Annotated in this window: 17 protein-coding genes; 6 read left to right on the top strand and 11 right to left on the bottom strand. The window is 41.6% G+C overall.

What is annotated here, in order from left to right; translation table 11 throughout:
- Window positions 1-20 precede the first annotated feature (20 nt).
- Window positions 21-1,532 carry a pentapeptide repeat-containing protein gene (locus tag A4S05_RS44090; RefSeq protein ID WP_069070018.1) on the top strand — a complete coding sequence of 504 codons (1,512 nt, stop codon included), beginning with the start codon at window positions 21-23 and terminating at the stop codon, window positions 1,530-1,532.
- 209 nt (window positions 1,533-1,741) lie between these two features.
- Here A4S05_RS44090 and A4S05_RS11800 read toward each other — a convergent pair whose 3' ends face one another.
- The 4 genes from A4S05_RS11800 to A4S05_RS11785 all read right to left on the bottom strand — a co-directional run bounded on the left by A4S05_RS11800 (window position 1,742) and on the right by A4S05_RS11785 (window position 5,761).
- The gene (locus A4S05_RS11800) at window positions 1,742-2,842 is read right to left on the bottom strand and encodes an AI-2E family transporter (protein ID WP_069070017.1); all 1,101 of its coding nucleotides are present in this window, start codon (window positions 2,840-2,842) and stop codon (window positions 1,742-1,744) included.
- Between the two features lie 120 nt (window positions 2,843-2,962).
- Window positions 2,963-4,396, bottom strand: a complete 1,434-nt coding sequence (locus A4S05_RS11795; RefSeq protein WP_069070016.1) for a bifunctional orotidine-5'-phosphate decarboxylase/orotate phosphoribosyltransferase — start codon at window positions 4,394-4,396, stop codon at window positions 2,963-2,965.
- 90 nt (window positions 4,397-4,486) lie between these two features.
- Window positions 4,487-5,083 carry a cytochrome b/b6 domain-containing protein gene (locus A4S05_RS11790; RefSeq protein ID WP_069070015.1) on the bottom strand — a complete coding sequence of 199 codons (597 nt, stop codon included), beginning with the start codon at window positions 5,081-5,083 and terminating at the stop codon, window positions 4,487-4,489.
- A gap of 168 nt (window positions 5,084-5,251) precedes the next feature.
- Complete coding sequence (locus A4S05_RS11785; RefSeq protein ID WP_069070014.1) at window positions 5,252-5,761, bottom strand: GNAT family N-acetyltransferase; 510 nt, start codon at window positions 5,759-5,761, stop codon at window positions 5,252-5,254.
- A 483-nt stretch (window positions 5,762-6,244) separates the two neighbouring features.
- Here A4S05_RS11785 and A4S05_RS11780 point away from each other — a divergent pair, with 483 nt between their 5' ends.
- Together A4S05_RS11780 and A4S05_RS11775 are read left to right on the top strand one after the other, a co-directional pair.
- On the top strand, window positions 6,245-6,457 hold the full coding sequence (locus tag A4S05_RS11780; protein ID WP_069070013.1) for a hypothetical protein: 213 nt from the start codon (window positions 6,245-6,247) through the stop codon (window positions 6,455-6,457).
- The gene (locus A4S05_RS11775) at window positions 6,458-8,083 is read left to right on the top strand and encodes a PRC-barrel domain-containing protein (protein WP_069070012.1); all 1,626 of its coding nucleotides are present in this window, start codon (window positions 6,458-6,460) and stop codon (window positions 8,081-8,083) included.
- Window positions 8,084-8,220: 137 nt separating this feature from the next.
- Here the strand turns inward: A4S05_RS11775 and A4S05_RS11770 are convergent, their stop codons facing one another.
- Window positions 8,221-9,771: a sensor histidine kinase gene (locus A4S05_RS11770; RefSeq protein ID WP_069070011.1), complete on the bottom strand. Its 1,551-nt coding sequence runs from the start codon at window positions 9,769-9,771 to the stop codon at window positions 8,221-8,223.
- A gap of 489 nt (window positions 9,772-10,260) precedes the next feature.
- On the opposite strand from A4S05_RS11770, the gene A4S05_RS11765 reads away from it, so the two are divergent.
- Window positions 10,261-12,258, top strand: coding sequence for an AAA-like domain-containing protein (locus tag A4S05_RS11765; protein ID WP_069070010.1), 1,998 nt, complete (start codon window positions 10,261-10,263; stop codon window positions 12,256-12,258).
- Window positions 12,259-12,419: 161 nt separating this feature from the next.
- Here A4S05_RS11765 and shc read toward each other — a convergent pair whose 3' ends face one another.
- Window positions 12,420-14,333, bottom strand: coding sequence for a squalene--hopene cyclase (shc, locus tag A4S05_RS11760; RefSeq protein WP_069070009.1), 1,914 nt, complete (start codon window positions 14,331-14,333; stop codon window positions 12,420-12,422).
- A gap of 123 nt (window positions 14,334-14,456) precedes the next feature.
- Between shc and A4S05_RS11755 the strand changes: the two genes are divergently transcribed.
- Both A4S05_RS11755 and A4S05_RS11750 read left to right on the top strand, forming a co-directional pair.
- Window positions 14,457-15,716 (top strand): glycosyltransferase, encoded by a 1,260-nt coding sequence (locus tag A4S05_RS11755; protein WP_069070008.1) that lies wholly within the window; start codon window positions 14,457-14,459, stop codon window positions 15,714-15,716.
- Between the two features lie 240 nt (window positions 15,717-15,956).
- Complete coding sequence (locus tag A4S05_RS11750; protein ID WP_069070007.1) at window positions 15,957-16,466, top strand: cobalamin biosynthesis protein; 510 nt, start codon at window positions 15,957-15,959, stop codon at window positions 16,464-16,466.
- A 159-nt stretch (window positions 16,467-16,625) separates the two neighbouring features.
- Here the strand turns inward: A4S05_RS11750 and A4S05_RS11745 are convergent, their stop codons facing one another.
- The 5 genes from A4S05_RS11745 to A4S05_RS11725 form a co-directional block, all read right to left on the bottom strand.
- Window positions 16,626-16,979 (bottom strand): phage holin family protein, encoded by a 354-nt coding sequence (locus A4S05_RS11745; RefSeq protein WP_069070006.1) that lies wholly within the window; start codon window positions 16,977-16,979, stop codon window positions 16,626-16,628.
- A 163-nt stretch (window positions 16,980-17,142) separates the two neighbouring features.
- On the bottom strand, window positions 17,143-18,447 hold the full coding sequence (locus A4S05_RS11740; protein WP_069070005.1) for an RNA-guided endonuclease InsQ/TnpB family protein: 1,305 nt from the start codon (window positions 18,445-18,447) through the stop codon (window positions 17,143-17,145).
- A 582-nt stretch (window positions 18,448-19,029) separates the two neighbouring features.
- Window positions 19,030-20,079, bottom strand: coding sequence for a peptidoglycan-binding domain-containing protein (locus tag A4S05_RS11735; protein ID WP_084227086.1), 1,050 nt, complete (start codon window positions 20,077-20,079; stop codon window positions 19,030-19,032).
- A 333-nt stretch (window positions 20,080-20,412) separates the two neighbouring features.
- The gene (locus A4S05_RS11730) at window positions 20,413-21,684 is read right to left on the bottom strand and encodes a M16 family metallopeptidase (protein ID WP_069070004.1); all 1,272 of its coding nucleotides are present in this window, start codon (window positions 21,682-21,684) and stop codon (window positions 20,413-20,415) included.
- Between the two features lie 115 nt (window positions 21,685-21,799).
- The gene (locus A4S05_RS11725; RefSeq protein WP_069070048.1) at window positions 21,800-23,065 is read right to left on the bottom strand and encodes a M16 family metallopeptidase; all 1,266 of its coding nucleotides are present in this window, start codon (window positions 23,063-23,065) and stop codon (window positions 21,800-21,802) included.
- Between the last annotated feature and the right edge of the window lie 27 nt (window positions 23,066-23,092).

The raw sequence follows: 23,092 nt of genomic DNA, 5'->3' as shown, positions 1-23,092 counted from the left end.
TTTTTTTTGAGGAGCATAATATGACAGCTTTCAACTTTAGTGAACAGAGCCTAGTCGGAAACAATTTTAACGGTCAAAACTTAAATGGCTCCAATTTTTTCAAAGCTACCCTCACAAATGTTCAATTCGTCAATACAGGGCTGCGAGGCACTAACTTTGAAGAAGCAAAGCTATTTAACGTAAATGCATCTGGTGCAATTTTTGCCCCTAATAACAGCTTTCCTCAACCAGCTAATTTGTTCAAGGCGACATTAGAAAATGTCAATTTCAGTGGAGCCAATTTGAGACAGGCTAATCTGTCGTTGATTAACACGAAATTCATCAATCTATCAAACGCAAACCTGACTAATGCTAATTTGCGGGAAGCTAATCTCAGTGGTGAACAATCTGAGCGCCCCAACCTGAGAGGTGCTAACTTCACGGGAGCCGATTTATTTAAGGCGAAGCTAAAAGCCGCTGACTTTACAGGTGCAACGCTCGTGAATGCCAGCTTTCTAGAGGCTGAGTTGGATAGTACTATTTTGGTCAACGTCGATGCAACGGGTGCTGACTTTCGTCTGACAAACTTGACCGATTTTACCTTACAAAACTCTATTTTTGATCTGGCTAATTTCAGTGATCTCTCCATCAGTGATGTAGAACTACTAAATCCAACACAGTCAGGTAATGTTAGTTTTCGTGGTGCGAATTTCAGCAACGTTTCCGCAGAAGATTTGATTTTAACTGGTGCTGATTTTAGTTCCTTTAGAGATGCCAATGGCAATGTTACAGTAACAAACTTGAGTGGGGCTGACTTTGCTGATACTGATTTGAGTGGAGCTAACTTTACCCAAGCCAACGCAGAAGGTCTTTTTTTTAATGGACTTGCCGTTGGTGCAAATTTCACGGATGCCAACTTGAGGAACGCTAATCTGTCTAAAGGGGACTTTACCGATGCCATTTTCGTGGGAGCGGATCTTACAGGTGCGATCGCAGATGATGCAATTGGTCTAGATATTGGAGATGAATTTAACAACACCCTCACCGGAACCAGCAGCAACGATAATCTCTTTGGCTTTGCTGGGAATGACACCTTAATTGGTAATGCAGGGAATGATTATCTAGACGGCGGTTTAGGCGCTGATTCTCTATTTGGTGGCGGTGGAAATGACACCTTGTTTGGTGGTGCTGGCGCTGACAATCTCACCGGTGGTGCAGGTAATGACTATCTCAATGGTGGCACTGGCAATGACACACTTACTGGAGGAAATGGCAGCGATACCATTCGCTATAACTTGGGTGATGGTCAAGACCGAATCAACGAATTTGTAACGGGAACAGGGGGAGATATCCTTTCTTTTGGTGGTATTGGTGCAATAGACGTGCGTATTGTCAACGGTAATAGTCAGTTCCTCTTAGGAGATGGCATCGCTAATAATGCAGGTTTTGGTACTGGACAGTTGTTATTGACCCTCTTTGGCACTACCTTTACCCAAGCTGACATTAGTACAAATATTGATCCAAACAACAGTTCTGTCTTCCAGTTATCGTAAGCTTATGGAAACCTGAGTCAATCTTTTATCGAACAGAATTCAGGAGTCAGGAGTCAAGATTGGAATCACCGTAGCTTTAAGCCCGGTGAGGATATCAAAGGACTTTAAATGAGTAATAAGTGGATGAGAAATGGGTATTTACTCATTACTCATTACTCATTACTCATTACTCATTACTCATTACTCATTACTCATTACTCCAGAATCACTCATGGCGAGATTGATTCTTCTGCCAACAATTCTGATGCTGCTTCACCATTAACAGCATTATCGGAATCACTAGATTTAGAAAACCCATCTGCTACATCTTTGATAAAACCAGCTACAGGAACCGCGATTAGCAAACCCAAGACTCCACCAACATTGGTTCCGATAAGCAAAGCAATTAACACCCATATTGGTCGAATACCAGTAATTTTACCTAAAAGACGTGGTGCGATCGCCTGATCAATTAACTGGTCAATGACAACAGCTACCGCAAAAACCTTTACTGCTAGCCAAAAGTTATGTGTGGCTATGATGAAAGTTATTACAACAAGACTGACGACATCACCAAAGGGAATTAAGCTCAAAAGCCCAACTCCCAAACCAAAGAGTAAAGCAAACTGGACTTGAAAAGCTAAAAATAATAATGTTATTGAAACACCCATCAGCAAAGCTAAAGTTCCCTGGCCAATCAAATAATTTTGGAAGTTTTGCTGAATAGACTGGCTTACCTGTTGAGCTATACTTCCAGGTAACTTCTTAAATATACCCTCCCAAATCCTTGGCCCATCTAACAATAGATAAAAAGTCAGAACTACAATGATTAACGCCTCAGAAATACTATCAATTGTATCTATGATAATGCTTAAAAGCTTGTCTGAAACAAACTCTAATTCATTGGGTAATTGCTCAGTAATTTTTGCTAATAACTGACTTAGATTCACATTTATTCTGTGTCTAAAAAACCATTCATTTACAATCTGAAGTTTTTCTTCGCTAGAATCAATCCATTGGGGAAAGACTTTAACCATCTCATTAAATTGCTCTAAAACAATGGGTAATAAAGTAATGCCCAGAGCAATGATAATTATCAATGCTGATATAAAAACTAACGCTACTGCATAGCCACGTTTAAGTCCTCGCTTTTGAATAATTGAAACAGGATAGTTTAAGACGAATGCCAGCAAGGTAGCCAAGACAAGAATTGTTACGACAGGTTGAAAATTTTTAACCAGTAAAAATACTAGCCAACCATTAAGAAAAGCTAGAGGAAATAGTAGCGTAAAAATTAACCATCTAAGTAGTTGATTCAGTGAAAAATTCATAGTTAATTTTAAAATCAAAATTATTCTAATTTCTACATTGAACTTGAGAATTAAATAGACTTAAGGGAAAATAGATAAGAAAAATATTTCCCCATTCCTTGCTCCCTACTATTCCAATTTTTAACTTTCAGCAAAAGCTAAAAATTGCTCCTCATTTATTCGCCCTGCTTGATACAAAGTATTAGTAATTTCTGAAATAGTTAAAACCGCATGACTACGATAGCCATTTTGTTGTAATCTATCTTTTACCCCTTGTTCATGGTCGATAAATACCACAATATCATTAACATTTAATCCTGCTGATTCTAACTTTCCTGCCCCTTCCATAACACTTTTACCACTGATGAGAATATCATCAACCACTACAACTGTTTCACCCGGATGAAAGTTACCCTCAATTACTCTCCGCGTTCCGTGTGCCTTAACCTCTTTACGAGGGAAAATCATTGGACAATGAAGGCGCAAAGCTAAACCAGTCGCAGTAGGTAAAGAACCATAGGGAATACCTGCTAACCTATCAAAATTCAGGTTTTTCAAAATGTCCTCATAAGCTGTGAGAACTTGATTAAAAACTTGAGGGTTGGAAATAATTTTGCGTAAGTCGATGTAATAAGGAAATATAGCTCCCGATGCTTGGACAAAGCTGCCAAACATAATGCAGTCAATATCATAAAGTTGTAAAATTAAATCCTGATGGGGATGCTGATTTAGCAAACAAACATCAGGAAACCACACAGAACACGTGGAATTTTCGTGAATAATTTCAGCTTTTATTTGATTAATTTCTGCGCGTAAAGACTGGATTTGCTCAGATAATTGTGTGTTTCCCAACATATCTTGAGGAACAGGAATCAGCAAACCATCACCGTTAGCATTCAAGCCTACTTCTAAAATTTGCTTCAGGTTTTGACCCTCCGCCCAGATGCTACGCGCCATAATAATTCGTTCCGGCGCGATCGCTCGGATCAGTGCTAAAACTTCAGGTTTTGTAGTTCCCACTTCCAAACCCAATTGTTCTGGAGTTCCCCAAGTTTTTGATTCTTTTACCACCTGTAAATAAAGAGGTGATTCGTTTGTAGGATATTGTTGTAAAGCTTCTGCACCTGGATTAGAAGTACAGCATAAAATAAACACCGCTTTACCCTGATAGACCAAAAAAGGTGCTACATGATCTTGTCCTGTATAGGGGCTAAGAGTGATTGCATCCACCTGCCATTCTGTAAACACAGTCCGGGCAAAAATAGTACTAGTATTTAAGTCACTGTGTTTGGCATCTAAAATAACTGGGATGTGGGCTGGAATAGCTGCTAAAGTTTTGTACAGCAGTTCTAAACCAGGAATACCTAACGCTTCGTAAAACCCAAGTGTTGGTTTATAAGCACAGACGAAATCAGCAGTTTCAGCAATAATGAATTGTAACCACTTCTCCAAACCAGTAATGAGTTCTTCAGATTCATAACGCACAGGCATCATCTCTGGATTTGGATCAAGTCCTACAAACAGTAAGCTTTGATTTTGCAAGATATTTCCATTCAATTTATCAAAAAAGTTCATATTTTTTAAAAAGAGTCATTTGTTATTTGTCATTTGTCATTGGTTATTAGTACCCGCGTTTATCTATCTCCATGACCAGAGTTTTTTTTACTAAAACATTGATTCTGTTAGTTGAGCGCCTCCAGCTTTCTGCCCTAATCGAGAGTGAATCACTGCAAATAAGATAACCAGCGGCACTGAGGCAAAGTGAACGATTCGCAATGCTTGCCAATTGCCAAAAAAATCCACTATCCAGGGAAACTGAGCAGGTTTATACATTCCTATTCCTGTAAATAATGCCAGCAACAAAATAGGAATAATTGCTGTATATGCAATCCGATGCCAAGCATAAATTAGACGCTTAGAATTTTGACTTTTTTGTAATGCTTTGAAGTCATTGACACCGACAAACCGATGTCGCCAACGCCGGGTAATTAAAATGTAAATTCCATACCATAAGAGATTTAGGGAGAATAGCCACATTGCTGCAAAATGCCAGTGTCTACCTCCTGCAAGCCAACCTCCTAAAGTAAATATCGGAGGAATGTGCAAACCTGCACGTCCACCAAAAACAGGGTTGGCGTTGTAAATTTGTAGTCCACTGGTGAGCATGATAAACAGACTAATGATGTTACACCAGTGGAAAATTTTGGCTCCTATTGCTTGGGTAGGTGGCTTTCGAGTTTGAGAAGGAATGGTCGAATTCATAAATTTTGATTGATAAAATTCGCTGTTTACCTGTCTTGGTTAAATAGCCTAGCCAGTTTGAGGATGGTTAACTTACCTTTATTTTCCCATCATTAGATCCAGTATTCTGACATTGATGCTCTACCATCTGCTGTTTTAACTGTCAGTTTAGGTATGACTAGGGTTGTTCTAAGCTAAATTTTCCCAATTGGGCGATGTCTTACAGCAGTCTGATCGTAATAACACGATAAATTGCATTCCATCACTTCGTCGCTCAAATGACTGCTGATGCTCGAATTTCAATTTCTGCCATACCCTGATCGCACGCTTGTTGAATGCTGCGATCGTTACCCGAAAAGCTTTTGGCTGAAATAAACTTTTGGCAAATTCCAATACGGCTTTGGCATACTCAGCACCCTTTCCTCGTCCGGTCAAGTCAGGGCGAATCCCCATACCAATATCCAACGCCTGCTCATTGTAATCACCACCAGTGACCTGTCCATCTTGTCCAAAAGAACAGTAAGCTACTAACTCGCTATTCTCATCCAGAATACTGTAAAAGGTGTTCTGGGGGTGCAGAATATGTTGTAGTAGATTAGCTTCTGGCTCTGAGTAGTTATATAAATCATAGGGTGGCTCATATCGCCAACTTAAGATAGCGCGTGCATTACTCTCATTAATTAGGTGAAACGTAAACATTACTTACTCTGCTGTTTGTACTACCCTAACCCTAACTTTGAGATGCGCTCAGTATAACTCGACGAAACGAATCCCCAATGGAAAAATGACATTATCTTTTCAGTTATTCAATGCTATTGAGGCTAACAAAAATATTTCTTTCCAAGAATATAGGAATCCGCTTTGATTTCTGAACTAATTTGCGTAGGCAGGCAATAGGCAATAGGCAATAGGCAATCTTGCTACAGTCAATAAGGCTTCTTAGTTGTACTGAGTTTTGTCAGAAATCAAATATGAGTCCTATATAAGAGATTGATAAGAACTAACTCAAAAATCTATCTTTGGAAAGATGTCGTTTGGATCTTTTGATTACAAAAGAGTATCTAAAGTAAGGTATATACCAATAAATAAACACATTAACTAAATTTAATGATATAAATTTCTTGTATAACATTTACAGCAATGTTTACAACAATAAAAAACAACAATAAATAATGAAATACAATGCCTAGACTCATAGGAAAACGCTCTAATTCTGGAGCAAATATAACTGTTTTAATCATCATTGTTGCCATATTTGGGGTATTACTCGAATACTTTGGCATGATTGATATCGTTCCCGGTTTTGGTAGAGAGGGACGATATTTTCAGCTTAAAGGTCAAGCAACTAACCAACAAGTAATTGAACAAGAAAATCAATATAGGAGGGATAGATAAATGCGTAAAGGTAGTGATGTTATAGATAAAGTTGTCGTCACCTACGACACAGGCGAGAAAGTTGTCCGAATTATAGATTTAATTTTTGACCAGAAACGCAATCAACTTTTGGGTTTTCTCGTTGCAGAAAAAGGACTGTTTCGAGACGCAAAAGTGATTCCTTTGGAAGAAGTGCAAGCGATTGGGTTGGATGCGATCGTAGTTAACTCGAAAGAATCTGTTGTTAAAGCACATCGTGTCCCTGCAATTAAAGAGATTCTGCACCAAAATATCGTGTTGAGAAAAAAGAGAATTCTGACTACTGAGGGACTTGACCTCGGTGGATTGGTCGATTTGTTCTTCGATGAGCATAGTGGACTGGTGGAAGGATACGAAGTTTCTGGCGGTGTATTTGCCGATGCTTATTCAGGGCGATCGTTCGTTCCTGCTCGTGAAGCCCTGAAAATTGGTTATGATGTTGCCTTTGTACCTCCAGAAACCTCTCAAATGATGGAAGAACAGGTGGGTGGTATCCGAGGAGTTGTTCAGGCAACTGGAGATAGATTACAAGAATCGGCTGAGACTACCAATCGCAGATTGCAAACAGCATCTCAAACCGTGAATGAGCAGATGCAAAGCTCAGTAGAGAGTATGAACCGTGTGCTACAGGAAGCAAGTCAGAATGCAGGTGAGCAATTGCAAGCTGTAACTGATGCTACTAGCAGCAAACTGCAAGACCTCAATCGAGATGCAACTGCTTCCCTAACAAACAATTTGGTTGATCCTGCCGAGCAAAAGGTATATGTGATTGGCAAGCATGTTGAGCGGGATGTGCTGACTCCAGACGGCAATGTACTGCTACTACAAGGGCAGGAAGTGACGCTAGTCGATGCAGAAGCAGCCGATCGCATGGGTATCCTTGATGAACTTTATCGAGCTACGGGTGGTAGCCTGACTGTCAATATCAGTCGCAATTTGCAAGCAGCAACAGAATCTACTAGCAATCGAATTGGGAGCCTAACTCACAGTAGCGCCGCTAATCTGCGTCACTCGGTTGATTCGCTGGTAGGACATGTGGCGATCCAGCAGGCAAAAGGGCGTAGAGTCGTACAAACAGTGCGTGCTAACGATGGCTTAATTATTGCGGCATCTGGGCAAATTGTGACGGAATCTCTTCTGGATCGGGCCCAGACTTACGGTAAAGAAGCAGAATTGCTGAACGCTGTCGGTCTAACTCTGGCAACCGCAGTCGGTTCTACCGCAAGTGACAGATGGTTAGAAAACAAAGTTCAACTGCGCGATGGGGCAAGTATTGCTCAAGAGAATCTCAACACTTTTTGGCAAGCCTTGAAAGTGAAGGCAGAAAACTTACAAGGACGCGGCACACGGGCAATGAAGAAGCAACGGATTGAACAAGCTCTGGGTCGTCCAGTTACCCGTGTCATTCTTGACCCAGAAGACAACGTGATTCTGAATGTAGGTGAATTGATTACACATCGCGCTGTTAGTCAAGCTGAAGAAAGTGGAGTTCTGAATATCTTACTGAGTTCGGTCTATACCAAGGAGCCAGAAATCTCTGATCAGGAGTTACGTGCTTCAGAATATGGAATGGCAGCCTTGGCGCATCATGGTAATGGGGTAAAATAAACAACCGATGCTGTTGGCAACACTTGTTTTTATGGATTTCTTGTTCTTGCTGGAGGCAGGAGGTAAAAGTATTACTATTCCTAGCCTTGGAGTTTTCAAAATGTCCTAACCTATGTGGCTACGGCTATAAATATTACCTAAAAGCTGGCGTGTTTTCTCATAGCGGCATAGTGTCTTGCTGTTGTATTCATTTCAATCACCAACTCTGTACCTTGACCTAATTGAGAATTACACTTCAGTTTACCTTGATGTTTTTCAACTATAATTTGCCGACTAATTGATAATCCTAATCCTTGACCTTTCCCTACTGGTTTGGTCGTAAAAAATGGTTCAAATATATGTCTCTGGATATGGGGAAGTATACCTTTGCCATTGTCAGAAATGCGAATTATAACTTTGTATTTTTTCCCTAGTTGTTTATCATTTGTCCAAGGTTCATTACTATTGACCAATGATAAATGACTGCTAACAACTTCTGTATTAATCAAAATTTTGGGACTAAAAGAATAATCATGTTTCATCCTCTCTTCTAAGGCATCAATAGCATTAGTTAAGATATTCATAAATACCTGATTTAATTCACCAGGATAACATTCGATTAAGGGTAATTCACCAAAGGTTTTAATTACTTCAATCCCGGCTCGATCAGATTTTTCTTTCAGACGATGCTGCAAAATTCTCAGAACACTATCAAGTCCTTTATGCAGGTCAACCTTTTTCATTTTACCTGCGTCGGAGCTTGAAAAATTCTGCAAGGCGAAAACGATTTCTTTGACGCGCTCAGAGCCGGCTCGCATTGACCACAACAATTTTAAAAAGTCTGTTTTCACAAAACTAAGGTCGAGACGTTGCAGATGTAAGGCAATGACTGGGCTGGGTGTGGGATAGTGATGTTGGTAAAGTTCTATGATTCTGATTAAGTCTTCAGCGTATTGACTGGCGGGATGGAGATTGCCGTAGATAAAGCTAACCGGGTTGTTAATTTCGTTAGCCATATCCGCCACCAGTTGGCCGAGATTAGCCATTTTCTGGTTTTGCAATAACTGCTTTTGGGTATATTTGAGTTCATCGACGGTAATTTCTAGCTGCTGTGATTTTTCCCGAATTTGGTCTTCGGTAGATTGGCGTTGGGCAATTTCTCTTTGGAGTTGTTCAAATTGTTGGTATTGTTGAGTAGCGTAGGCGCAGCCCGTCGTAGACATCGCCTTATCCTGAGTAATATCCTTGTGCGTCCCCGCCATCCGCACTGGTTTCCCGAATTTATCCCACTGAAATACTTTGCCACAAGTCAGAATCCACTTCCACTCTCCCGATTTGGTCAACATTCTCAATTCGACTTCAAACACTGGTGTGCATCCTTGGAGATAATCGTCCAATACCTGGCGAATTCTGGGTAAATCTTGTGGATGTGCAAGTTGCTCAAAGGATTTATAATCATTGTCGATTTCGTCTACTTCATATCCCAGAATGTGCTTCCACTGAGGATCATAATAGGTTTTGTCAGTTATGAGATTCCAATCCCACAACCCCAAGCCACTGGCGATTAATGCCATTTGTAAGGCGGCTTGTGAGTATTGACAAGCATCTAAATTTTCTTGAGATAAGTCTTCTGGTTCTGGCAAACTTGGGGAATCTTGTACTGAAAATGGAACTTCCGGTTCATGGGTAGTGGGTTCTTCGATATGCATAGCTGCTGGTACGATGAGGAAGATATCCTGTAGCTCTCTCTCTACGCTGTCTTAGCACCCTGACGATCCAGTTATGGACAAATCGTCTACTTGGTTTTATTGGGCTGTAACTTAGGTTCAGAGATATATCAGCCCATATCATCAACTGGGATGGAATTTAGAAAAAGGTAAACAGACGAATGTAACCTGTGTTGCGATCGCAATGGTAATTTTTTAGAAAAAAATAGCTACATTGTGTGCATCTACATTCTAAGATATGTCGAAAAAAAGTAGTTCAAATCACATAAAATTACCTAAAAACTCGGAAATTTTTGTAAAAAAAATTCTATGATTAAGTCACGTCAAATTTTTGAGGATACAAAAAATTGTCAGGGCTTATCTGTAGCTTTTTTGACCAAGACTGGCTGCTCTCTATACAAAGCAGGGTGCATTGAGTTGCAAAGTTTAATGGTGTGAGAAAATGTCATGCTGAATTAGAGTTAATGAGTAATGACTATAGATGAAATAGTATTGCTACTAAAAGCCAGTCAAGCAAACGGTTTAACGACACTCCAAGAGTTGATATTGCGTTCTTCGTGGGAAGGAAAAACCTATGCCAATATAGCGTGTGAAGCTGACTACGGCGAAGAACGGGTCAAGAAAGTTGCTGCTCATTTATGGCAATTATTAAGCTGTTTTTGCAAAGAACCGATAAATAAGTCCAATTTCCGCCAGACTCTAGAAAATCATCGTCTTAGCAAAGCGCATCAGCAGTTAGTTAAAGAATTCAACCGAGCAGCTACGGCGATATCCTTAGAATTTCCTAGTGGGCCAGTATCCCTTAATTCCAGATTTTACATCTCTCGCCCGCCAATTGAAGAAGTTGCTTACGCAGAAATGGCTGAAGCTGGGAGTGTCATTTGCATCAAAGCACCCAAGAAGATGGGGAAAAGCTCTCTGACTCTCCGGTTACTTGCACACGCTAAGAAACAAGGCTTTCACACCGTAACTTTGGACTTTCAACAAGCAGATAAAGCAGTTTTTGCCAGTTTGGATAAATTTTTGCGCTGGTTATGTGCAAACGTCAGTCGGGAGTTACAGCTAGAACCAAAACTCAATGATTATTGGCATGAAGATATGGGTAGCAAAGTCAGCTGCTCTATCTATTTCCAACAATATTTACTGCCTGCACTCTCAAGTCCCCTTGTTTTGGTATTAAATGAAGTGGATTGGGTGTTTGAGTATCAGGAAATTGCTGGAGAATTGCTACCATTAGTGCGATCGTGGCATGAACAAGCCAAAAGGGTAGAAATTTGGCAAAAGCTGCGTCTGGTTCTGGTTTATTCAGCGGAAATTCTGATTCCCATAAAACTGACTCAATCACCGTTTAATGTTGGTTTAACAATTAACTTACCTCCCTTTACGAAAGAGCAGGTGCAGGATTTAGCTCAACGTCACGGCTTGGATTGGAGAGATGGTAAAGATGCCGACAGTTTGATGGCAATGGTGGCAGGAAATCCTTATTTAGTGCGATTGGCATTATATCACTTTGTGGGTAAAGGTGGATTACAACGGGATTTAGGACAGCTATTGCAACAAGCAACCACAGAAGCCGGAATTTATCACGAGTATTTAAAGCAGTATGTGTTAGCACTACGAGATGAGCCAGAATTGGGAAATGCTTTTTATGAAGTGATTAATACTACAAGTAATGTGAAATTAGAGCCAGCATTGGCATATAAATTACAGAGTATAGGGTTAATTAATTTAGAAGGCGATTGCAGTACTCCTGCGTGTGAATTATATCGTTTATATTTCCGACAATATCTGAAAAAAAGTGAGCATTTCAACAATAGTCATATTGAACGGTTGAAACAAGAAAATCAACAGTTGCTTGTCCTCTCTAGCTTAGATGAACTAACTCAATTAGTTAATCGTCGCTACTTTCAAACCTACCTACAAATTGAGTGGCAAAGATCCGCTCGTCAAAGCACTCCCATATCACTGATTTTGTGCGATATTGACTATTTTAAAATTTATAATAAAACTTACGGTAATTCGGCAGGAGATGAGTGCTTACGGCAAATCGCTAATACTATCTGTAACTGCATCAAACACTCACCAAATAATAGTAGTTTTTCATACAGTAAGAGCATGATTTCTTCTACTGCTAGTGCTTTTGTGATTTCCCAGAGAGGAGATTTTAGAGAAGAAAGCAGTAGAGTATTAGTGGCTCGTTACGGTGGTGAAGAATTCGCCATTCTTGCTCAAGTAGAGATTACTGTTGCAATGGACATTGCCGAACATATTCGAGATCAAGTAAAAGCTTTGGGGATTAAGTGTGAGTATCCTAGCATTGGTGGTTTACCTGCTGCTGTTTTAACTGTGAGTTTAGGGGTGGCTAGTGTTATTCCGGCAATAGAAACTGAGCCTGCTACTTTGGTTAATGCTGCCGAGGAAGCACTCTATAAAGCAAAAAGAAAAGGACGCGATCGCGTTGTAGTTTAATGAAAGCGACGGGAAACTCCATCCCCTTATGGGTAGAGCAGGGATAGTTGCCCCGTCGCTTGGGGCATTGGGCATTGGGCATTTTTCAATTTAGTGGGGGTGCAAAAACGCCGATTATTCAGACGCGACTCGAAAATACTCACATCCCTACTCCCTACTCCCTACTCCCTCGTTAATGCTTGATAGCGACCTAAAGCTATTAAAGGAAAGTATTGTTGATACAGATGATACTTGAGATAAAAATGGCAAGGGAAGCCGGTACCTGTAAAGTCCGCCTCAAACCAAGTACCATCAGGCTTTTGAGTTGCCACCAGGTAGCTAATTCCCCGTTCAATCACCTCAAGAGCTAATTTTCCAGTAGCTTCACCTGCTGCGATCAACCCAATTAAGGCCCAAGCAGTTTGAGATGCAGTACTATTTCCTTTGCCTTTGAGACTGGGATCATCATAGCTACGACAAGTTTCACCCCAGCCACCGTCTGGGTTTTGACATCCAAGTAACCAAGTTGCTCCCCGTTCTATACTGAGTTTATGCCTTTGAGGATCAATTAAGGCTAAGGCTGACAAAACGCCACTAGTGCCGTAGATATAATTTACACCCCAACGACCAAACCAACAGCCTTCAGTTTCTTGTTCGCGCAGAAGATAAGTTAGCGATCGCTCTAAACTATCACTATCAATTGACAAATCACAAGCACCAAGCATTTCTAGTACTCTAGCCGTAACATCTGCGGTGTTTGGATCAATCATGGCTTTCAAGTCGCCATAAGGAATAGAGTTGAGCCAATCTTGATCGTTGTCCAAATCAAAAGCAGCCCACCCGCCTGGTTTACACTGCATAGATGCAATCCAGTTTAAAGCACGAGCGATCGCAGCCTGCTTGATTTTTTCATTGGGGAGTTTCGCTAAATGTAGCGCCATCACCACTACAGCCGAGTCGTCTACATCAGGATAAAAGCGATTGTCAAACTCAAAAGCCCAAGCCCCTGGTTTTCCCTGGCGATTTTTGACAGCCCAATCTCCGTAATCCAAAATTTGTTTTTGTAATAACCATTCTCCAGCCTTTACCACAGCCGGATGATCTGGTGCAAAGCCAGATTCTATCAAAGCACGCATCGCCCAAGCTGTATCCCAAACGGGTGAAACACAAGGCTGGACTCGATAGCTATCCTCTGTTTCAATAGCAAAGTTATCAATTGCTTGCAAACCTCGTTCCACAATAGGATCACTTCGGTCATAATCCAGACACCGCAAAGCTAGCATTGAATTCAGCATCGCTGGAATAATGCCGCCCCAGTCGCCTGTAGCTTCTTGGCGCTCTAAAATCCATTTTTCGGCGGCTTTGATGCCTTCTTGACGGAAGGGTACTAAATTCAGGCTTTCTGCCAACTTGAATCCCTGATCAAGGGTGAGGAATAAATCTGTCCAGTCGCCACTTTGGGGTAATTCCCACCGGACTCGATCAATACCTTCAACGTATAGCTCATCTAGGTTGATAGCTGAGTCAGAGAGAAAAACAGGTTTGCGATCGCATACAATCAGTAATGGTACTGTGCTGGAACGTGCCCAACTAGACATCTCGTAGATATTAACAGGGAAAGCTTCGGGCAACAGCATTATCCAAGGTGGTAGCGAGGGAATACCGCGCCAGTTATAGCAGCCAATCAAGGCTAAGTGCAACTTGGTAAAAATTCGAGTTTTGCTGATTCCACCGCGTTGGAGAATAAAACTTTTCGCCCGAATCATCGCCGGATCGCTTGCTGGTACACCTAGCAGCCGCAGTGCCATGTAGGCTTCAACGGAAGTGCTAAGTTCTCCGCCATCACCAAAAAAAAGTTCCCAGCCGCCATGCTCTCGTTGTTCTTGACGCAGATATGCTTCAACTTTGTGCAAAGGTCTGGCTTGGTCTGTTCCCCAAATCTTATGTAAAAGGACGACTTCAGCAGTGATGGTGACATTAGATTCCAACTCTGCCCACCAGTAACCTGCCGAATTTTGAATTGAAAGCAGATATTCTTGGCTAGCTGCGATCGCTTCTGCAATTTGGTTGACTTTTACCCTGTCTTGTGTTTGCATCAAATACTATTTAACCTCAACACCCAACACTAGTTTTGAATCCAGCAATCCGATAAAAAAAATTTTTCCTATATTCAGTAGACATAGTATTCTGTCTGAGTCGCTGAAAATTTGCAATAGGTCATGGATGTAATTGTATTAGGATTGATGCTCTTATCCTTGACAATTTGGTTAGGATTACTGTGTTTTTGGGGACAGTTTTGGCGAACAGACCAGCAATTAGAGATTGGAGAAACTCAGCTACAATCTTTACCTGTGGTTTGTGCGGTGGTTCCGGCGCGTAACGAAGCTGAATTGATACCAACTAGTTTGCGATCGCTCCTTCTCCAAGATTATCCTGGTTCTTTCAACGTGTTTTTGGTAGACGATCGCAGCACAGACCGGACAGCAAATTTTGCCGAAGGGGTGGCACACGCTGTAGGTAAACCTCAGCAATTGCATATTATCACTGGTGAATCACTGCCTCCTGGTTGGTCGGGTAAACTTTGGGCTGTTGAGCAAGGTATAAAGAGCGCTAGTAAATTTGCACCCGATTATTTTTTGCTAACTGACGCAGATATCGAACATGATCCTGGTAATCTTCGCCGACTGGTTGCTAAAGCTGTGCAAGAAGATTTAGACCTGGTTTCGGTAATGGTGCGACTCAGATGTGAGAGCTTTTGGGAAAAACTTTTGATTCCAGCTTTCGTCTTTTTCTTCCAGAAACTCTATCCTTTCCGCTGGGTAAATAATCCCAACAATCCCACAGCCGCCGCCGCCGGGGGATCTATTCTGATCGCCCGTGAAGCTTTAGAGCGAATCGGTGGTATTCAAGTGATTCGCCAAGCTCTAATTGATGATTGCGCCCTAGCTCAGGCTGTTAAGAGGAGTGGGGGAGTAGGGAGTAGGGAGTGGGGAGTGGGGGATAAGGGGACAAGCCCAATCTCCAGTCAAGGGCGTATCTGGTTAGGATTGAGTAGCTTGACTCGGAGTTTGCGTCCCTATGACTCGCTGGCGACGATTTGGGATATGGTTGCTCGTACTGCCTATACTCAACTGAATTATTCGCCATTACTACTATTGGGAACTTTAGTAGGAATGCTTCTGATTTATCTAGTTCCACCTGTGTGTTTAATTCTGGGTGCAGTTTGGGGCAATTGGGCGATGTCTGGCGACAAGACGCATTACGTCTACGCACTTACAGGTTTATTAGGATGGCTGTTAATGGCGTTGGCTTATTACCCAACGATCCGCTTTTATAAATGTTCTCCCTGGTTAGCTTTTAGCTTACCTGCGATCGCTTTTCTCTATACCCTGATGACTCTAGACTCAGCACTCCGTCACTGGCAAGGGCGCGGCGGCGCTTGGAAAGGAAGAGTTTATCCCAGTTCTGATAATTTATAATTTGGGCATTGCAGAATAGAAATATGAATTAGTGCGATCGTTATGGAATGTTCAAACAACACATTTTCTAGCTTTTGTCAATATTTCTGTTAATAAAGAAAAGATGTTTATAATGCATAGCTTATAAAGGAAAAAACTGGAATCAAAGTCCCCCAATTTATCAGGGCATTTAGGGGGAATGTAAAATTTTTGATACCGACAAGAGGACTTTTCAAACAACCTCTTAGAGTAAACTCAAGCATGTCAAATAATACTCAAGCCCTCAAGGGAAAAAACGAACTGAATAAGCAAATAAACCAAGTAGAAAAGGTTTTATGGGTAGGAATTGGCTGTAAACGGGGAACTTCATGGCAGTTGATTGATCGGGCAATTGAGGAAGTCTTTCGAGAAAATCAACTTTTTCCAAGTGCGATCGCAGGGATTGCTACCATTGACACAAAAGCCTCGGAAGTTGGCTTAGTAGAATTTTGCCATCTACGCAATCTGCCCCTAAAAACCTTTTCTGCGGAAATCCTTGGCTTTGTCTGTGTCCCTAACCCTGCCACAATTACCAACCTCAAAGTAGGTACACCTAGCGTAGCAGAGGCAGCTGCTATTCTTGCAGCCGCTCAACTCATATCGTTGACTATTTTTCCCTTCACAAAGATAGAGAAATTGTCGGTGAGATTCTTAGTTCCTAAACGAATTTTTCAGCAACAAGGGCAACCAGGAGCGATAACACTAGCTGTTGCCCAAGCTTTAAATATTTAGTAATACAGAATCCAATACTGCTCGGATAAGCATTTTGAACTCGGAATTGGGTTTGGGGAAAAGGTTAAAGGGTAAAAGTTAAAGGTTTTTTCTTTCCCCTTACCCCTTACCCTTTTCCCCAAAACCCGACAAGTATTGTTACAGAATCTCACTAATTTTCTAGGTAACAACTCTCAAAAAATAGTTAATTATGCTAGAAACAATTGCTAGCACAATTGAACCTAACAAAGCAGGTAAAAAGCCCTGAATCTCAAAACCAGTACCAGGAGTTAAGGCACTTGCCAGCCAAAGAGTTAAGGCGTTGATCACTAATGTAAATAAACCAAAGGTGAGTAAGGTAATTGGAAACGTCAAAATCCGCAAAATTGGTCTAATAAATGCATTAACCAGACCAATAATAAGGGCAGCGACCAAGGCAGTCACAAAATTCTTGATAAGGAATCCCGGAACGATATTAGCAGTAAGAAATAACGCCACCGCAGTACCGAGCCAAGTTAATAAAAAGTGTTGCATAAGTTTGTGTAGAGGAATTAGCAGTAAGTTTAATTAATTTCACTATTGCCAGTTGTGATCCATAACACTATCAGGTGTCGCTGTACTTGACTCCTAAAGTTGCCATTATTTTTTATCAGCCTAAAAGCAATTTGACTACTCCCCCGAATGAATTTGGGGGATTCTAAAAGGATGCTACGCGACGGGTTAAAACCACATCGCTCGGCTTCTTTTTAGCTGTCACCCAGATACAGATCCGGGTGGGGTGAGTCAAAGCACCCCTAGACACTCCACTTAAATCAAGTCCAAGTGTTGTGCTTACTTTGCGGATGATGTTGGCAGCACCATTACAATCTGCATTGATGTACCAGTTCATTGCTGTTCTAAACAGTCCACGCTTTATTCTGCGACCAGAAGATTTCCAGCTATCGGGTTTTTCACCGTGTTTTGGGAGTGTATCAGCATCTACAAACGATGCAGCAGAGGTGTTTGCTTCTTCTGTTTCTACAAACTCAATGCTGTACTGTTGGCATAGTTGCTCAATTCGCCCTTTGAGTCTAGCAGTTGGGATTTGAACAAATTGTTGATTGCGTTTCTTTCCTAAATTAATCTCTTGTTTGATACCTTGCCCCCATCCAAAAATAACTCTACCAATGCGATTATCTAGACAGTGGTTAATAACAATTCTTCCCACTTTATTGATAGCATCTCTGATTTGGCGGTTACGCTTCTCGGTGATGGTGGCAAGTTTATTAGACCAAAACCCTTGAGATTTATTTTCTTTAATCGTCGCTACTTGTTTGTTATACCAACGATTTAAGCTTTTAATGTGTTTGCCATCAACAATGAAACTTGTACCCACGTTAGAAAGGCAGGTTAACCAGTTGTTTAGTCCGTGGTCAATACCCAGTACATTGCTTTTATCCACATCTGGTTTTACCGTAGTAGTTTTGTAAACAAACTCCGCATAAAAACAACGGTTTTTAGGTAGAATTCTTACCTTTTTAATATCCTCAAATCTTAAATTTGACGGCATTGGTAGAGAGAAAGAATCTAGCTTAAACCAAGCTTTTACTTGAGAGCCGAGAGGTATTCTAACCTGTCCATCATTTAGCTTTAGTGCTTGTTTTGGATAACTAACTAGATTAAAACCATTCTTTCTGTACTTTGGTGGTCTAGGTTTATCTGCTAACTCACCACGATTGTACAAAGCATTAAGCTGTTTAAATGATGCAAAGGACTCATACACAGAATGACACAATTGTTGTGCTGCCTGAGAGTAGAGTGTTTGGAAATGACGATTTGATTTCATTTCGCTATCTAGCTCAAACTTGGTTATATAGCGTTTGGCCTTAAACCATATTTGACGAGCATAGTAGACGGCACAATTTGATAGTTTGTTTGCTTCAGAACAGATAAACTCTAAAATCGCTTTTAAGTCTTTATCCACATGAATCAAAACTTGTTGACAACCGTACAAATAAATCACCCCCTTAGTATTATTAATTATCTCATTGCTTGCACCTTTACAATGTTAAGATTACGTGGGAAATGCGGGATAAATCCCGCCGGGTCGCATTTCATCCCCGCATCTATTGCACGAAACACGCAACTGCGTTGCTGTTTCTCAGGGGCTTTCATGCTCTCGTTTAGTTTCTGGTAATTTTTCAGTGTTGCCAAGAGAGATACTTTTAATCAGTGTATCTTTATCGTATTGCAGGATGTACCGCAGTGAATTCATAAAAAATGGTGTGAATCCCAAAATCCCTACAGATGTTTCTCAGTTTAGAGAAACCTCTGTAGGGATTTCCAAAAAATAAATTATCCAGTTTTGTCCGATGGGCATCTTGCCCGTATCTTTAGTTACTAGTGAGTGAGATGCCAATACGGTTCGGTTAAGGCTTTTTGATGAAAATTTTAGATCACAAAAATTCGATAATTTATCACAAAGACGCGATAAATCGCCGTCTCTACAAAAGACCTATTATTGTAGAGACGGCGATTCATCGCGTCTTTTGCCTTAACCGAACCGTATTGAGTGAGATGCTACCTGTAGCAAGTAGGGATACGGTTAACGCCGCAAAAGAACCTCCCAGGTAGAGCCACCAACTACGCCGTCAGCTTCTAAACCATAGCGCTTTTGTGCAGCTTTTACAGCGGTTTCTGTTGTCACGCCAAAATCTCCATCGGCATCGCCTTTCAAGAAACCAAGCTTTTTCAGTTGTTGTTGCAACTTTACAACTTCAGAACCACGTAATCCTATACGCAAAATTGGCAATCCTTCGGAGGTGTATTGAATACCAGGGGTTCGCTTGGTAGTTGTGTTTGACTGAGTTCGAGTAGTTGATGTAGTACGATTTGGCGTTTTTTGTGTGCTTGAAGTTGTAGTTTTTCTTGGGGTGGCAGGTCTTGGTTCAGGGCTAGTTGTAGCTGGTCTTACAGCTTGTCTTGGGGTAGCAGGTCTTGGTTCAGGGCTAGTTGTAGCTGGTCTTACAGCTTGTCTTGGAGTCGCAGGTCTTGGTTCAGGGCTAGTCGCAACTTGTGTTACAGCTTGCCTAGGGGGATTGGGGTTAGGATTTGCAACATTGGTGAGGTTGCTAGCTTGGGTTGGGACAGGAAAATTTGTAGCTGAGTTAAATCTTGGCTGGGATGAAGGGACTGTTGATGTTACTACTGGTTCTCTAGGAAAAAGTCGTTGCCAAGTGCTGGCATCAACAATACCATCTGGATTCAAGCCCGCTGCTTGTTTAAACCGGGAAACAGCGCTGGCTGTATTCTCACTATATGTACCATCTACAGCACCAGAGTAAAAACCCAAAAGTTTTAGAGCTGCTTGAAGTTCAGCCACACGTTCGCCTTGACTGCCAACTTTGAGGCTAGGGCGGTTGATGCTATTTCCAGGATTTACTTGGGCAATTTTTTGTGGTGCTGCTATTGATACTAGAGTCGTTGAGGTAATAAGCAGAGGCGTAGCGGAGAACAAGAATATTTTAATGGCTGATAAAGATTTAGACCTCTTTGGCCACCAATCTTTTTGCCGTTTTTCCATTCTACAGCGGTTTACAGTTGGGTCTAGTAATTTTAAGTAACTCAAAATACTTGCTGTCAGGCTGCTTTGCATGGAATTTACTCCCAGAATATTCTCATGCTAATGGTACAGCCGCTTGGTCTAAAAAACAGCTGCTTCATTTTACAATGTCTCCGCTAGGCTACGCGCATAATCCCATAGGCTTGCTCTCTAACCTTTCTCAAAAAGCAGGGAATCAGAATTCAGGAGTCAGGAATCAGAATTCAGGAGTCAGAATTCAGAATTCAGAATTCAGTTGGGTATTCTGTACGAGTGGCAGATAGTGGCGGCGGCAAGTAAGTATTTTCAAGTCGCGTCTTTATTCTGACCGGAGCTAACGGAAACGTCTCCGGCTCCGCTCCTGAATTCTGACTCCTGAATTCTTCTTCAAGCGATCGCCTCATTAATTGCTTCTTCTTGACCAACTAAAGACAAGTAAGGCTCTTTTAAATATTTACAAGCTGCGGCGATCGCATCCTGGGCACTCACCGCCGCAATCAATTCTTGAAATCTGGTGTCAAAATCAATTCCTAATCCCAAAATTTCATACCAGCCGTATATTTGAGCAATTTGCCCGTTTGTTTGTTTCCCCAAGGCATATTGCCCCAGAATCTTATTTTTCGCAGCTTGCAGGGCACTTTCAGATATTTCATCGGTAGACAATAAATCTACTTCTGTACGTAGTCCCTCTAGGGCGATGCTGGTATTCTCTGGTGCTGTACCCATGTAAACTACAAATGAGGCTGGAAATAGCCTTGTGGAGTAAAAGGCGGATACTTCGTAAGCTAAACCGCGTTTTTCCCGTAATTCCACAAACAAGCGGCTAGAAAGCCCATTTCCCAAGTAGGTACACAGCAACTTCAGGGCGGCGTAGTCAACAGAATTCACCGATGTTCCCAAATAACCAAGCATCACGATTGATTGTTGTGTCTGTATTGGCTTTAGTTTTACCTGCGGTTCTATCTTAATCTCAGGTAAATTCAGTATTGGTAATGCCTGAGATGGGGATTGCCAATCACCAAAAACTTCTTCCACCAACGCTGTTGCATCTGTGGGTGTGACTCTACCAGCAATGCTAATTACTACATTATCTGGGCGGAAATAAGTTTGATGATACTCCACTAAATCTGCACGAGTTAAGCTACTCATGGTGGATTCATCTCCCAGTACCGACATAGAGTAGGGATGATTTTGGTACATTACATGCCGCATTTGTTCAAAGGCGACATTGAAGGGTTGCTCTTTTTGGGAACGAATATCTTGGAGTGCTAAACGCCGTTCTAGTTCCACTTGAGTTTCGGGAAAAGTTGGCGATCGCAAAATCCGCCCTGCCAATGCTAAAATTTCCGCAAAATCAGATGTTACGGTTTTGAAAGATAGCAAAAAATAATCAGTGCCAGCATCGGCACTCAAACTCGCCCCTACAGATTCCACTATTTCTGCAATTTCCAAGCTAGAAAGTCCATCGCATCCTTTTGTCATCACTGCCGATAACAAATGCGCCAACCCTGCTTGCTCCCGGTTTTCATTACAACTACCGGCACGCACAAAGATTCGCGCTGCAATAATGTCCGCAGCCGGATTTTCTGCCACCAGCACGACAATGCCATTGTTCAATACGGTGCGATGCATAGGCGATTTTTGCAGCAAGGTTGTCATTTATTATTTGTCCTTTGTCATTTGTCATTGGTCATTGGTCATTTGTCATTGGTCATTTGTCATTTGTCAAAAACTAATGCCCCATGCCCTATGCCCAATGCCCTATGCCCAATACTTAACACGGTTTAAGTACAGTAACCGCGAAATTCTCCGGCGAGAGATACTGTTTAGCTAATTTTTGCAGTTCTTTGGCATCAAAAGACTGAATCTGTTGGGGATATGTCACAGCTAATTCGGCTTGGGCGATGGTATTGTAATATCCATAAAGCCCTGTAAGTTGATTTGGCGTTTCGGTAGAAAAAGCATACTCGTTACATAGCAACCTGCGTGTGCGGGCAAGTTCTTGTTCGCTAATTCCTTTAGTCTGCAAATCATCCAAATGAGCGCAAATTAAAGACTCAACTTCCTCCAGATTTTCTGGTTCTAACCAGGCAGTAATTGTAAATAAACTTGATTCCCGTTGTAGAGAAAAACTACTGCAAATTCCCTGTACCAATTGCAAATCTTCGCGCAAATCGCGCACTAAACGCGAAGTCCGCCCTTCTGCCAATAATACCGACAACAAATCTAAACCATAGCCAGTACGTATATCTTCTACTCCTGGTACAAGCCACGCCATCAATAATCGCGCTTGCTCTATGCGTGGTAAACACAGTTCTTGACGGTGAATTCCTGTTATTACTGGCTTTGCCACTTTCTCAAACTGCGGACAATTTGAGCGTTCGGCAAAATCAGCAAATGAATGATTTACCATTTCCAAAGCTGGTTTTTGGGATATACCTCCAGCAATCACCACCGTCATGTTTTCAGGCTGATAGTGGGCGTGGTGAAAACAGCGCATTGCTTCTGGTGATTGCTGCATCAGTTCTTGCTCAGTACCCAGCACCGAACGTCCGTAAGGGTGATGGGGATAGATGCTTTGAATCAGCGCTTGAAATCCTATCCAGTCGGAATCGTCCTGACAAGAGCGAATTTCCTCTAGTACCACATCCCGTTCGCGGCTAAATTCATCTTCTGGAATTGCCGCATTCAGCAGGAGTTCTCCCAAGTAGGGCAGAGTATCTTTTAAATAAGGGGCGGCTGTGGTAAGTGAATAATGAGCATAATCATAGCTTGTTGCTGCATTACTCACGCCACCCCGGTTTTCCACTTTGGAATCAAACATCCCAGGGGGTAGTGTCGCCGTACCTTTAAAAATCATGTGTTCTAAAAAGTGCGCCATGCCAAACCACGGTTTTGGCTCTAGGCTGGCTCCAGCACGCACCCAAACATCTGCCACAACTACGGGAGTGGTGGGAATTTCTTGATGAATAAAAGTTAAACCACTCTCTAGTCGGAAGACTGAGGCTGGAAATACAGTATTAGTTAGTTGTTTTAACAATTTTTGTAGCTTTAACCACAATTCGAC

The sequence above is a fragment of the Nostoc sp. KVJ20 genome (assembly GCF_001712795.1).
Classification (GTDB): domain Bacteria; phylum Cyanobacteriota; class Cyanobacteriia; order Cyanobacteriales; family Nostocaceae; genus Nostoc.
This window is presented reverse-complemented; position numbering and strand designations above follow the sequence as displayed.

What these genes read in the sequence shown, in the direction of transcription:
- A4S05_RS11770 (WP_069070011.1), bottom strand. Translation starts at nt 9,771, where the DNA reads ATGCATATCGAAGAACCCACTACCCATGAACCGGAAGTTCCATTTTCA.
- A4S05_RS11800 (WP_069070017.1), bottom strand. Translation starts at nt 2,842, where the DNA reads ATGAATTTTTCACTGAATCAACTACTTAGATGGTTAATTTTTACGCTA.
- A4S05_RS11755 (WP_069070008.1), top strand. Translation starts at nt 14,457, where the DNA reads ATGGATGTAATTGTATTAGGATTGATGCTCTTATCCTTGACAATTTGG.
- A4S05_RS11750 (WP_069070007.1), top strand. Translation starts at nt 15,957, where the DNA reads ATGTCAAATAATACTCAAGCCCTCAAGGGAAAAAACGAACTGAATAAG.
- A4S05_RS11735 (WP_084227086.1), bottom strand. Translation starts at nt 20,079, where the DNA reads ATGCAAAGCAGCCTGACAGCAAGTATTTTGAGTTACTTAAAATTACTA.
- A4S05_RS11730 (WP_069070004.1), bottom strand. Translation starts at nt 21,684, where the DNA reads ATGACAACCTTGCTGCAAAAATCGCCTATGCATCGCACCGTATTGAAC.
- A4S05_RS11745 (WP_069070006.1), bottom strand. Translation starts at nt 16,979, where the DNA reads ATGCAACACTTTTTATTAACTTGGCTCGGTACTGCGGTGGCGTTATTT.
- A4S05_RS11795 (WP_069070016.1), bottom strand. Translation starts at nt 4,396, where the DNA reads ATGAACTTTTTTGATAAATTGAATGGAAATATCTTGCAAAATCAAAGC.
- A4S05_RS11780 (WP_069070013.1), top strand. Translation starts at nt 6,245, where the DNA reads ATGCCTAGACTCATAGGAAAACGCTCTAATTCTGGAGCAAATATAACT.
- A4S05_RS11775 (WP_069070012.1), top strand. Translation starts at nt 6,458, where the DNA reads ATGCGTAAAGGTAGTGATGTTATAGATAAAGTTGTCGTCACCTACGAC.
- A4S05_RS11790 (WP_069070015.1), bottom strand. Translation starts at nt 5,083, where the DNA reads ATGAATTCGACCATTCCTTCTCAAACTCGAAAGCCACCTACCCAAGCA.
- A4S05_RS11765 (WP_069070010.1), top strand. Translation starts at nt 10,261, where the DNA reads ATGACTATAGATGAAATAGTATTGCTACTAAAAGCCAGTCAAGCAAAC.
- shc (WP_069070009.1), bottom strand. Translation starts at nt 14,333, where the DNA reads ATGCAAACACAAGACAGGGTAAAAGTCAACCAAATTGCAGAAGCGATC.
- A4S05_RS44090 (WP_069070018.1), top strand. Translation starts at nt 21, where the DNA reads ATGACAGCTTTCAACTTTAGTGAACAGAGCCTAGTCGGAAACAATTTT.
- A4S05_RS11785 (WP_069070014.1), bottom strand. Translation starts at nt 5,761, where the DNA reads ATGTTTACGTTTCACCTAATTAATGAGAGTAATGCACGCGCTATCTTA.